The organism is Herminiimonas sp. GW821-FHT09C12 (assembly GCF_059416385.1).
Window position 1 is genome coordinate 1,057,018 of the sequence record NZ_JBWKPC010000001.1, and the last position, 12,495, is coordinate 1,069,512.

The 12,495-nt window shown below is 45.0% G+C and carries 14 protein-coding genes; 2 read left to right on the plus strand and 12 right to left on the minus strand.

Annotated elements, in window-relative coordinates:
• The first annotated feature begins 46 nt into the window (after positions 1 to 46).
• Positions 47 to 730: a metallophosphoesterase family protein gene (locus AC07N2_RS04990; protein WP_494777275.1), complete on the plus strand. Its 684-nt coding sequence runs from the start codon at positions 47 to 49 to the stop codon at positions 728 to 730.
• Positions 731 to 824: 94 nt separating this feature from the next.
• Here AC07N2_RS04990 and AC07N2_RS04995 read toward each other — a convergent pair whose 3' ends face one another.
• The 11 genes from AC07N2_RS04995 to AC07N2_RS05045 form a co-directional block, all read right to left on the minus strand.
• The gene (locus AC07N2_RS04995) at positions 825 to 1,940 is read right to left on the minus strand and encodes a hypothetical protein (protein ID WP_494777276.1); all 1,116 of its coding nucleotides are present in this window, start codon (positions 1,938 to 1,940) and stop codon (positions 825 to 827) included.
• 115 nt (positions 1,941 to 2,055) lie between these two features.
• Positions 2,056 to 2,892, minus strand: coding sequence for a S1 family serine peptidase (locus AC07N2_RS05000; RefSeq protein ID WP_494777277.1), 837 nt, complete (start codon positions 2,890 to 2,892; stop codon positions 2,056 to 2,058).
• 22 nt (positions 2,893 to 2,914) lie between these two features.
• The gene (locus AC07N2_RS05005; protein WP_494777278.1) at positions 2,915 to 3,370 is read right to left on the minus strand and encodes a ubiquitination-like system serine protease family protein; all 456 of its coding nucleotides are present in this window, start codon (positions 3,368 to 3,370) and stop codon (positions 2,915 to 2,917) included.
• Entirely contained in the window at positions 3,367 to 4,551 is a 1,185-nt protein-coding gene (locus AC07N2_RS05010; protein ID WP_494777279.1) for a ThiF family adenylyltransferase, read from the minus strand. The genes AC07N2_RS05005 and AC07N2_RS05010 overlap by 4 nt, the downstream gene beginning before the upstream one ends.
• A complete protein-coding gene (locus AC07N2_RS05015) occupies positions 4,526 to 5,239 on the minus strand; it encodes a multiubiquitin domain-containing protein (RefSeq protein WP_494777280.1) in 714 nt (237 codons plus the stop codon). The genes AC07N2_RS05010 and AC07N2_RS05015 overlap by 26 nt, the downstream gene beginning before the upstream one ends.
• Before the next feature lie 113 nt (positions 5,240 to 5,352).
• Positions 5,353 to 5,907: a winged helix-turn-helix domain-containing protein gene (locus tag AC07N2_RS05020; RefSeq protein WP_494777281.1), complete on the minus strand. Its 555-nt coding sequence runs from the start codon at positions 5,905 to 5,907 to the stop codon at positions 5,353 to 5,355.
• A gap of 106 nt (positions 5,908 to 6,013) precedes the next feature.
• The gene (locus AC07N2_RS05025) at positions 6,014 to 6,775 is read right to left on the minus strand and encodes a hypothetical protein (RefSeq protein WP_494777282.1); all 762 of its coding nucleotides are present in this window, start codon (positions 6,773 to 6,775) and stop codon (positions 6,014 to 6,016) included.
• A gap of 2 nt (positions 6,776 to 6,777) precedes the next feature.
• Positions 6,778 to 7,206: a Panacea domain-containing protein gene (locus tag AC07N2_RS05030; RefSeq protein ID WP_494777283.1), complete on the minus strand. Its 429-nt coding sequence runs from the start codon at positions 7,204 to 7,206 to the stop codon at positions 6,778 to 6,780.
• Between the two features lie 45 nt (positions 7,207 to 7,251).
• Positions 7,252 to 8,157 (minus strand): SDH family Clp fold serine proteinase, encoded by a 906-nt coding sequence (locus AC07N2_RS05035; protein ID WP_494777284.1) that lies wholly within the window; start codon positions 8,155 to 8,157, stop codon positions 7,252 to 7,254.
• Entirely contained in the window at positions 8,123 to 8,356 is a 234-nt protein-coding gene (locus tag AC07N2_RS05040) for a hypothetical protein (RefSeq protein WP_494777285.1), read from the minus strand. Before AC07N2_RS05040 ends, AC07N2_RS05035 begins: the two co-directional genes overlap by 35 nt.
• Positions 8,357 to 8,777: 421 nt before the next feature.
• Positions 8,778 to 9,755, minus strand: a complete 978-nt coding sequence (locus tag AC07N2_RS05045; protein WP_494777286.1) for a DUF4917 family protein — start codon at positions 9,753 to 9,755, stop codon at positions 8,778 to 8,780.
• A gap of 648 nt (positions 9,756 to 10,403) precedes the next feature.
• Between AC07N2_RS05045 and AC07N2_RS05050 the strand changes: the two genes are divergently transcribed.
• Entirely contained in the window at positions 10,404 to 11,804 is a 1,401-nt protein-coding gene (locus AC07N2_RS05050; protein ID WP_494777287.1) for a hypothetical protein, read from the plus strand.
• Positions 11,805 to 11,879: 75 nt separating this feature from the next.
• Here the strand turns inward: AC07N2_RS05050 and AC07N2_RS05055 are convergent, their stop codons facing one another.
• Entirely contained in the window at positions 11,880 to 12,215 is a 336-nt protein-coding gene (locus AC07N2_RS05055) for a CzcE family metal-binding protein (protein WP_494777288.1), read from the minus strand.
• Positions 12,216 to 12,495 lie beyond the last annotated feature (280 nt).

Here is a 12,495-nt window from a genome sequence, read left to right on the forward strand (position 1 = left end):
AATCATGGATTGATGAGTGCGTGAATCAAATTGAATGGAATTTGTGATGGAAATTTTTATTTGCGGTGATCCGCACGGGCAGTTCGATCACATCATTGATGCTGTACTACTCCATCGGCCTGTTGCGATCATTCTTCTTGGCGACAATATGTTTTCGCGTCCTGCTCATGAAGAACTGGCCAGTATCGTTAGCCTAACGGAAATCTGGTGGATTCATGGAAATCATGATTGCGATGAAGAACGTTACTACGATAATTTGTTTAATTCAAAAATCGGTGATCGAAATCTACACGGCCGTGTCGTAACAATTGCTGGTGTGCGTGTTGGAGGATTGGGTGGAGTGGTGCGGCAAAAGGTTTGGAAATCAGGATTGTCGCCAGGTCAGTGGGTGGCTGCTGCGGGAAAAGGCAACCTGTGGCGGGGTGGGATGTCTTTGCGAAACCGTGCGAGTATTTTCCCAAGCGAGATCGAAGATATGACGCGTCGATCTGCCGACATTTTAGTTACTCATGAAGCCCCTGATCTGCATCCTTATGGTTTTTTCGGCTTAACCGAGCTAGCAAATCGTATGGGTGTTACCAAGGCTTATCACGGCCATCATCACCAAGATATTATTAATTACGACGGTGGCGTTTGGGTAGGAGTCGGTGAAAGGGGCATTCAAGCGTGGCCAAGCGGTAAGATTATTCGGCCTGGTGAGATTAATGATATAGAAGAGAACACACAGTAGCGCAAGTAAACCAATCAGAACTTCCCTGACCGACGAGCACTCTGGCACTTATTCACGGGATATTTGTTCATGCGTGGCTTCATGCTGTTGAATGCTAGAAATTTTGAAGTGATCCTCTTTGTTCAGCCCCCTCTACAAGAGCTCTTATCGCTTTAATATCCGCAACAGGAAATCCGGTGGTAAAACTAGACTCAACAATTTTCTTCTTCTTTTGGCTAAGTGATGAATGTTTGTGGTCTGGCCCATACGTAAGATGTTTATGATGATCACAAGCGTCAATACGCGCCATATCTCGGCCATCGGAAGACACAACGTTATAGGCATAATCAGTAAGTGAATTCAGACGTAGCTTCAATAAAAACCCACTTTTCCGTCGTGCCGTAATTACTTTGTTGTCAATTCCTGTAATTTCGCATTCCAGTTCTGTCGCGATAGCATCTGCGCTGAGTTTTATCGTGTACTCGTTGTGCTCCTTGAGTTTCAGCTTAAATCTGGACAGAACATCTGTTTTTATTCCCCATTTTTTTGCTAAAAATGCTATCGCAGTCCCCTCTTGCATCGATTCGGCTATGTGATGTTCGCAGAAACGCATACCAATCATCAAGCCTTCTTCGGCCACAAACGTCGATGTCACCAAGTTATCCGTTTGAGCGTTGCAAACGATGCAACCTGGGCTTTCCAGCCAGACGCTATGATCAACACTCGTATTTGTACGTTTTCCTTTCGCAAAGGTGGATAAGGTCGCGGTCTTGTCATGCCACTCCTTTAGGAAGGTACTTAAGCGTGCGGGATAGTCATCAATTGCAATGGCTCTCCCAAAATCGATATCAGAAATCGGTAATAATTTAATCCCTCTATTTTCCAGATAGCTCCCTAATTGGCCGACTTCGAGTAGATCCTCAGTTTTCAATTGATAGATTCGGGTAGCTGGATAACTGTCATTATGGGGGTAGCAAGCATTGAAATAAAAAACTCCGCTACTTACGTAAATGTGCCGCTCTGGAGCATCACGCATCATTATCAAAAGCCGTCTGACATTTTGCATATCAAATACTTGCGCAGGACGATTCTCTTTTAAATTGTTGTGTGCCATGCTTCTAACGCACGTGTCGAGATCAGCGCCTGATAAGTTATGTTCGAAACAGACGTCGATTAATTCTGTGACAGAGAAATTTAATTTTGGTCTACGGTGGCTAGCTTTAGTACTCATGACGTATAAGTAAATGAAGATGCACAGATTATGTCAGTCTTCTGGATGTCGGTTAACGTTGCAATGACTGTTGCTTGCCTCCATAAGAATGCGTTGTATGGATGAAAGGCTGCGATCAGACAGTTGAGCGATTTACAGAAGAGATTCGCATGCTCCCATTGAATTGTTGGATTATCCGATTAAACTCATAAATCAAATTCAAAACGGCTGATGCAGGTGCCGCAGTAACCCGTCGCTCACTCTTATGCCATTCACAAAGCACGCCTACAAATTCCATCGAAAATTTATAGTCATTCTTTCCAACTGACTTGCATAGTAGACGAACGCATGGTCCTCCACTCATCCCATACAAGGCTGCTTGCTCACTCAATTCATTGTTATCACTATCTATCATTCGCATGTGATCGTAGTCAAAGTGAATCGCATTTTTAATTCCGCATTTTTCGACTTCGTTTTTGCGCATCCCGACAGTGAGTGTTTTCATGTATCGCGTAGTTTTACCAAACCGTTGGTCCAATTTATTTTTGCTAGCCGGATACCCCATCAATACATAGATAGCACTCCGATGCCATTCCTGATTTGTATTAATGGCAGGTAGAGACTTGATTTTATCGAGTTCAGAATTGGCCAGCCAAGTCTCCGAAAGATATGCGACTGCCACGTCATACTCTTCTGATGTCAAGAATCCCAGCCCGCCAAGATGAACGCCCTTGCCACATATCGTTGCAATTTGGTGTCCATGTTTTTTTGCGTCATTTAAAACATGTAATGCTGTTACGAGATATGTCTCACTTTCGAATGTGAGAAAAAAACACGTACCTAGTCCATCAACCGCTTGATTCGATCGAAGATTACTCACATACACAGGTGCGACGACATCGCACCATGTCTGCACTAGTAGATCTACTGGTGCAAAAGGCTTATCGTCTGGCCAATCTAATAATTCGGACATGTTTTATAGTTCAGCAAAATAATTAAGAATTCCAAATAGATTTAATTGCAGCCAAAATTTTCTGGCAAAGGGACTGTGCGACTTTAGCTTGGGGAACTTTTTGCGTCGGGCTTACTTTCTCAAGATGATTATTTGCCTTGTCAAAGTAGGATTTTTTGATTTGTCGATCACGGTTTCGTCCTTTGTTAATCTGAACTTGAGACATTACGCCAGCCCATACAACTCTATTTTTTATAATAAAGTAATGGGATCTGCATGGCAGACTCCAGCTTCCGATCGATGGCAATAACGATACGGAAACTGAATCATGAGTCAAAGTCCAATCTGTCGGATTCAGCGGAGTTACAACTTCTTCTCTACAGCCGCAACAACACATATGAGTGGCTGTTGAGTAACGCAACGAGATGTAGAGAACACCCTCTTGCAACGTATCAGGTATGAACTCTACGAACGTATGACTTAGAGATGTCCGCCTCACGCTTTCTCTTCTTTTGTTAACTGATGAGCATTTAGTACATACACGGAATCATGTTCACTGATTAAATCCTGGTAGAAGCCACAATATTTTTTCCATTTGATTACAGCCATGATCGCGTTTGCTGCGTTTAGATCTGACACCTGAATATTTGAGGCATATAGATCTTCTCCCTCCGTTTGTTCAAACGATATTCGACGAGCAATGTGATCCCGTTTGGTTGGCGTACTCAATGTCGCGCGACATTGGCCTATGAGACATTGATCTTCTGCAATCAGCTCAACGCTCATTCCAACATCAATGTAAGCCGTTTCCGTATTGTGAAGCACCTCAGCAATTACTTTTCTAACCTCGGCCTTATCTACGCATACAAATACAAAGTCAAAATCCGTAAGAACATCCGCATTTTTATCATCAATGAATATCTCATGAGACACAATTCCATTACGCATTTTGTTATAAATACGACGGAAATATTCAACCTTCATTGGTGCCGAAAGCAGCTCTTCCAGAGAGGGGGCGCCTGGGGCTCTAAACGCATTGTGCTGATAGAAGTGATCGCCATCAAAGAGATGGATTTCTTTAACGCCGGTCTTCGCGATCAAATCCAATACGTAAGAACCCGTTCCTCCCAATCCTACAATTGCTATCTTATTCATCGCCAGCTTGTAACTTAATCCTGCGATGCCAGATTTAGCGGCGGCTGTATCTGCATAACGAAAAACTGAAGCATCATCATCAACAGTGACGGGCTTGAATGTCTGCGCCGTTACTATTGAATCAATTGCCTGCGCCGGCGCGGAAATTATCCGAATGTATTGACTCATTAGTGCATGGTAATTATCGTAATATCCCTCTGAGGGTTTCGCTGAAAATGCGTGTTTGGCCAAGATCCCTTCAGCAAGAGGGAAATTTCCAGTGCTATTTTTTATTCCTAGAATTTCTGTTCCATCCATGTTGCATGGATGATCTCCAACAAACCAAGACTGATGTGTCTGAGGACGCATCGTTTTATCACCATTCAGATGAAGCGGGGTAACCAAGATTCCATATGCGATTTCTTTACGCGAATTCACATATGGTACGGAGTGAACCAAGAGATGCGCACCGCGCACCTCAAGTTCGTAGCCTTCATTGCGGAGGCGTACGAGGTCTGGACTAAGAGCGATCAGTTTTTGAGACATTGAAGATCATCCGGTTCTTTATTGTTACGGTCATACCTGCGACCAGGGAGCCTTCAACGCCGCTATGCGGATCGGAGTAGGACACTGTGTAGATGATGGTTTCACCAAACGGCCCATCAGGAAATGCTAAGCGAACTACTTGATCGTAGCTAAGTTCATCTTCTGCAACCTGTTTCTTACGCCCGTTGACCACTATTGAATAAGGACCTTGTTCTTTGCGCGGACTAGAGTAAAGGTGCTCCAGTCCATCACCACTCAGAGCGACTTCGCTACCAGGTTCAATTTTTTCGTCTGGTTGATCCTTGTGCTCCAACCAAATGTCCTTGTTGTTTGGAACATTGCCGATCTTTCGGAGGATGCTCTCTGGCACGCGTTCCCCCCAAGGATATTTCCGATCGTTAAGGATGAAGTAAAACAAGCGATCGGCTTTGAATGCGAAAAATTCAGTGCCCCCATTCTTCTGGAGCTTCACCGGCTCATCCGAGTTGATCTCTTCAAGAGCACCATCAGACTGCAGCTGTAGCAAGGCGTAGTCATCAGCGGGGCGCAAACCTGCGGCATTGAGTACTTGACGACCAATCGGAGTTGAATCTGCGATTTCAACACTTTCGCCATTTACGATGACTTGGCCTTTAAGTTTCTGGTTTTCTTGAATTTCCGTTTCCTCTATATTTCCAATATTATTCATTTTCATCTTTCTATCAGATTAAATTAAGCTGTTTAACCAGATGTCGCATAAGCGCCATGGCATAGGCATAAGATTAATCCTTAATTCTGATTAAATCAAGCTGTTTAAGCAGATTATTTTGCGGGATGATAAATATATTCGATACCGCCAGTTTCAGCGGCTAGTTCAGATCTCATGAAATACCCTTGATCTACAAGTTTCTTAAGACGAGTACTCGCGTTAGGTACAGAAAGATTGAACTCATTTGCAACTTCAGTCACCGTCGATGATTCTCGACTAAGAATGAAGTCAATGAGAAGTTTGTTTGATGTACTAGCCTCTGGCCCCAAAACTTCAAAGCTGCCCCCTTCTGACCATACAACCAGGGGTTGGTCTTTTGCTAGAGCCGCATAACGCCAATTATCAATGACATCTGGGCTATTTGTGTCAGTTAAGTACACGCCGCGCTGCCCACGATACTGTTTCGCCAAGGCAACAACACTTTCCCTAGGAAACGAAGCATCTGTCATCTTAATATCCTCCAAAGATACGCCAATCACTGTGAATTGAGGATTGGCATCGACATATTCCGATAATTTCCTAAACAAATCCTTACCTTGCGCATTCCCATAAGGGTGATCGTCTTCGGTATAGTCGCGAAGTTTAATTGTGGTTGAGCTCTGGTTCATTTGATCAGTTTAAGCAGTTGTTAGCTAAGGTCAAGCTTCTTTACTTAATAAATTAGGGAGAGTATTGAGGATAGAAAGGCATCTTGCACCTGTCGTCACATCAAAATTACGATATTTCACCTAATGGTGAAGGAGGTGGAACAGGAATTTCAGGGATTAGTATTGCTGCACCGCGATTCATGTAACAACGCAAGTGTTCCATAGCTCCCTCTACGTTCTCTCGATGCTCTGCAAGCTCGTCATTTGAAAGAAGACGAGCTACGGGACCTGAGTCTGGGTTCGAAAGAACTGCCATTTGGATGGCTCCACCAATGCCACCACTATTTACTTCAATAGCGTGTTGTATTGCCCAAGTAGCTATGAATATTCCATCTTGAAGAGTTGGCATACCACCCCTCCAATACACACTCCGCATCAACCCAAGGAACGGGTCTGCGATCAGTTGGCCACTTCCCATTGAGGCGTACCACATATGCGCCGTCTTCTGCTCTGGTTGAAAATCGGCCGAGCCGAACTCGCATAGATGTATCTGCTGCTCTGCTGGGTAAGCCACCAAAGCTCCATAGCCACCAGGTCGAGCCCCGGTTGAAGCGAAATCCGTTACCCCCAAGGTACACATAGTTGCGCCCATCTGGACGGCATTCTGCGCCTTAAATTTTCCTGCGGCAAAACCTTGGTTAACTTGATTGCAAAACCTCTGGCCTAAACCAAGCGCCCCTGTTCCAGCAACAATTATTTTTCCATGCAGAATTTCTATTTTTTTTGTGTGTTGCTCAATCGTCGATATCTGGCCAGAACTGAAAGTTGCTGAACTGTCCGAGCCTATTACGATGCCATCGCTACATTTAATTCCGACTAAGACTGTCACGCTTACCCTCTAAAGACGCTATTAACCTTCATCTCTGGATATGCCTTATAAACGGCGGAAACGAGAGAGCTAAATGAAAGACTTCTAACAAATGTAGATACCTGTTGCATATAGTTGAATAAGTCGGAACCCATAGCACGACCCAACTCAGTTCCCTCAGCAACACCCAAAGCGGTCAATGCATGCTTTTCCCATCCTCGTGCTGTCGCTATTCCTTGAACTAGTCCTTCCGATTTTAGTAGGCGCAATTCTTCATAGATGGCGGCATCAAAAGGGCCATAGTCATAAGCAGCAAATTCGAATCGGTCACCACCGATTCGCTCACCGATATTTCTTTCTATCAAAAACATAAGTTTTTGAATTTGAACCGGAGTGTATTCTGCATTACCACCTGCGGCCAATGCAGCTAACAACAACTCTCGCTTACTCATATAATCCTCGCGGCAAAAATATGCCAATGTTTTCCATGCAACCGTTCAAACAACCTGAGCTTGCTGAACATAAGCAACGCCTTTATGGTTCTCAACAATTTTCGTTACGTCAGTTTGCGCAAAAGTAATTGTTAGCACATGGTGAAGGCTCAAAATAATATCCTGCAAATCACCATCTTCTTCAAGACGTTCAATGTTCAAACCCAATTGAATCGCTGTATCCTGACTGATATGCCTATTGTGGCTTTTTGATGTGGACTGCTTTCCAAGAGCATTAGCAATTGCCTTAATCTTTGCATTCCGATCTGCAGGTCTTTTGCCCGCATACATACAAGAGCTCAAGAAGCTACGAAGCAAATCGTCCGACCAATCAATCGCATGCTTACAAGAAGTAATTAGTGTCGGGTAATACTTATTAATAATCGGCTGCCACAAGGGAATGCGACTCGGATCTTTCTTGATATCGTCAGCTGCCAACTTGAACTCTTCCAAAATGCCTTGTGCCGGCATTCCATTAATCTGAGGATCAATTGGCCCCAAACTTGACTGTCGCCCCATGATTATTGACTTACAAGAAAGTGCCATCAGCGTGCCTCCCGACATCGCCATTTGCGGCACTATCGCCCTAATGTTCCCATCATAGAGTGAATGCAAATATTCAATTATTGACTCAGTCGCAGCCACATCGCCACCAGGTGTGTGCAAAATCAGATCCAACCCCAAAGATCGATCCATGCTGTGAGAACACGTCATAAATCCGGTTTTGTCTGCGTCACTTATAGAAAAACTACTGCTCCGCATGCCTGGTTTTTGCAACCAGCCTGAGTAATAAACCAGCACATTTCGTTTTGTGTGCTCGTGTAGACGCTGAAGATATTTGAGACGCAACTGGTCATGAGGACCTTTGCTATAACCTTCAAGCTCTGCTAATACGTCGTTCCAGTTGGGCATTTTTAGGGGTGTCCTTATTTATACTTCCCGTGCCATTCGTTAAAACAACACGGTGATTTTGACTACCCGAATTCAGCCCCATTGGACTGCTGAACTCCTGCTTAGCATTTTGGATCTCTTTCATGCCCTTCTCTATTGGAGAAAGCTGAAGCATCGAAAAAACGGCCTCGACTTCTGCAACGGTTTTAAAATCAGACATGTCGCTCTCCTTGAGCATTCAAATGCATGGACACTACTAACTTACTTGGGACGAGATTATATCCTCGTCTAGTCTTCAATATACACCCATTCGTAAAAAGCAAAATGTGGAATAGGTAGGTCAAAGTCAGCAACTGCTGAAAACGCTACGGCCAAAGATAGGCCATATATATGCGCTTATAGACGAAATTGATTGAAAATAGTTCATCCCTGAAATTAAGTAGTCGAAGCCGGATAGTATGTTTTACGGCAATAATGCTCCTTGACTTAAGTTATCTTTCTGTCTTTTAGCACTTCCGTTGTTGCAGATTCTTATAGGCAGTTTCCAGAAATATCGCTCCAAATAAGTACTATTGAATGCTTTTGATAGACTGATGAGAAATATTGCATATTTATCATCATGGAAGAGGTATGTAATAAAATTATTGCCATACAGGCACTTCTTCAGCAGGGAAAAATTCGACCGTTTTTCGGGCGGTCTCGATAAATGCTCGTGCATTCGCCTTTAATCGGTTGTTCGCTGCTGAGTTCTCATCTCCGTAGATACTTACAAAAAATCGTTCAGCCGAGCTCTTCCTTAGCTGGTCGAAGAGGTGAGTGTCATTTTCATCGAATGAATGTCCAAACACAAAAAATGCCCCAGACACGTCACCTAGTGCACGATAGCAATAGTTTAAATATGGATTATGTTCAATCCTCTGTTTCTTCTTCTCTTGATTGGGTTCCGAAACAAAGAGTGGAAATTTACCCAGATCCAGGTTATTTCTGACATGGTCAATGATGCTTGTATCTGTTCCAGAGAAAGTATGTTTTTTGATATTTACTCCATCGTCGAATAGGTGAAGCCCACCGTGCAAAAAATGCACTTGCTGGTTAAGTCCATATCCCCGCCAAACACCTCCCGCACGAAACCCATCATCGGAAAAGTACCGCGCAGGGGCTAGATCCGACATATTTCTTGCCCAGTAAAACAAGAGATCATAATTTACCGAAAAGACCTGATCAAAGTGAGAAAGAAATGTTCTCACCGCAACGTACTGCGCGTCGCTTATTTCATAAGGGCGTTCTGGGTGAGTGCGGGAAATTGCAGCAATAAGAGACTCTTTGAGAATTTCTTGGTCTGCCATTGCAGTTGCAATTAAGTCGGCGTTGCTCCCGTATGCCTCAAGCACAACTTGAGTGGCAACCAAAGCATTCATTACAGTTTCAAAGTCGTATGTACCTAAACGCGCAAACAGCTGACGTATTTGAGAATCGCGGTCTCCAAAATGCGCTGCACCGAGCAAATTTTGGTAATCAAAAATCTGGTCCAACAACGCTCGCGAAAATCCATTTCCTAGCAATATCGATGGTCGCGTTCCGACCTCAATGCTATCTAGTGCTGTTTGATAAGTAATCATTAATACGCCCTCGATTCGAATTGCTATTAAACAACATATAACAGATTGACGTATCCCATGAATATGGGATTTCCATGTAAGGATGACGAGCCTCACTTGATTCACTCTTTCGACAATCATCAAGATTTATCTTGAAAATATTTTTTATGAATTCAAGGCCAAACTCTTCGTTTGTGTATGGCATGCGACTGTTACTTCCGTTTAGAAGATCACGTAAACCCCAATAGCAATTTCGCCATCCAAGCAAAAGCACATTTGTTTGCTGAACTTTGGCGATTGGAACAATTTTCATTTAGAGCAACTTGATCTAAGGCCATAATCTAAATAAGTTTCTATGTAAGCTTAAATATGACGACGGCCACTAAGCGTACGTTTGCTTGATCAAACCCGTCTTTTGCTTATGTAAGCGTGTACTCACTTTCTTGTTTAACTAGCTATTATTGCATAATCGTCACTGTGTCGCGTTTGCAACTCCCGCAAAAATATGTGCCTTCAGCAGCATGCCTTTCGTTCGCAAGACCTGATGCGCCACTAGAATAGTTCTGTAAGGCAACTATGACGCGAGCAATATCAGCATCATCGCCCGCGCATTTGCAGGTTTGGTACGGACCACGGTCTGTAGTCGCGTAACGCATTCAAAGATTTCCCATGAAGATCTCAACGACGCTGGTGAAGCGTGTATCTGTTTTAGCGTCTGTTGTATTCGTCACCATCCTGACCGGATGTGCCGGCCCCAAATTCACCGTCGATGACGGTAGCGAAGTAGACGAGAAATTGCTCTCGTCCATCCGTCTATACGGCAAAGCACATCAAGCCGTGCGTCCCGCCATTATCAAAACCGCAGAGTTGCAGGACAAAGATTGCGACAAACAATGGGAGCTGCCTTTTGCTGTGGCCGACTCATACGATTTGCCGAAGATGGACAGAATCGCCTGGGTACGCGGCGCGGGCGTGGATGAACGTTTGACGGTGATTTCTGTGGCGGGCGATAGCGTGGGTCTGGCGGTTGGCGACAAGTTGGACAAGGTCGATGGCTATCACCGCGACAATACGGAAAAAATGCGCGAGCGTTTGATTGAGGCACGCGATGACGGTGATCCGTTTGATGTCATTACTTCTGGCGGAAAGAAAATCAAAATCACGCCGGTCAAAGTTTGCCGCGGTCATTTCGAGATTGCCGATCCCTACAAGCCCGATGTGCAGGAATATCACTGGTTGCAAGCCAAGCATCCATTGTCTGTTTTTAATCATGAATTAACGCGGGACGAAGCGTTGTGGATGGTCTTGTGGACGCAGGGCATGTCGGAAGAAGTGGGCGCCAGGATGAAGACCTATCACTACGGCATGCGCTTTGTGAAAACTGCGCTGACAGTCGCCAGCATCGTGAGTGGTGTCGGTGCAGTTGCCAACGCGGCACAGGCAGCAGCGGCCAATGCCGCCGCGATTGAAGCTGGCAAACAAGCAGCACAAGCGGCGGGCGAAGCAGTCGCCAGATATGCGGCCGAACAAGCAATGGAGAGCGTGCGCAATCGCGCGATAGTAGCGGCGCAAGAAGTATTGAAAGCGCAGGCACAGGATGTGGCGCTGGATACGATGAAAACGTCCGTCCTGTTCCGCAGCTCGCTATCGGGTATTTCCTGGGTCGCAGGAACAGGTTTCTACATGGCCGATAAATGGGCTTTCGATCGAATGGCGAAACTCGGTGCTGATCCGGTTGCCGGATTTAGTGTGCACTTCAAACTTGCATCGCATGCCCTGGCGGCGAATGCTTTTGTTTTTGATGAAGAGCGTGCCGATTTAATGATGAAATTTGCAGAGGCCAATGGCATGAGTGATATGGCCAAGCATGCAATGACAGGATCTTTTGGTAGCGATCAGGCGAACGGTGAAGTCATTGCGATACAGGATACGGAAGTGCGTCAGCTCGATGTGACTGAGGAAAAAGTTGCCGCCATCGCTGTTGAATTGCCTGTTACTACGCTTCTTCCCGCTGCGTCGCATGATGCGCAGATTCCGATGAGCGCCAATGCACTGATGGCGACGCACTAATGTGAAGGGTTCTTCGCGATTACAGCGATACACAAGCTCTGTCGAGCAAAATGCGTCGCGTCCATCCGTAACGGCTTAGTCGCGTCCTATAAATCTAGGATCTGGCGAGACATAGGCCACGATGCGTCTTTGCAGCAAGCCGGGAGGTGCGACCAATTGCAAGTCGAAGGATGTCACGGTAAATCCGACGTAGAAACACCATGCAAAGGATTTATCGCCAACGATGAAGTTGATGGTTTCGCCGCCTTCCACATTGACCCATTTGGTGTCAGGTGTGATGGCGATAGTGCGTATAGCGGCAGCAGCTGTTGCCGGATAACCGAGTAAATCCAGACGGGTTGTTTCGGAAAATGCCGGTGCGCTCAGCATCATGCATGCTGTAAAGGCGAGAGTGAGCAATCTGGTCAGCATGGCAATCTCCGTATCGATGCGGCAATAGTGGTAATCTTTTAGAGCGCGGAATGATCATACAGGTTCCGCCCTTTCTTCATGTGAGGATGGTATTACGGCCGCACAGCATATTGCTTGCACTAACCCAACAATTACCCTCAAGTCTTACTCTCAATATATCTTTTTGATATATCCAAAGCCCAAATGGATTATTTACATTCGCTGCCGAGGTGACTAACATCGCCTTGTAGCGTTGGTCGCGCATCCTTGCGTGAGACATCGATTCACTCATGAGGAACAA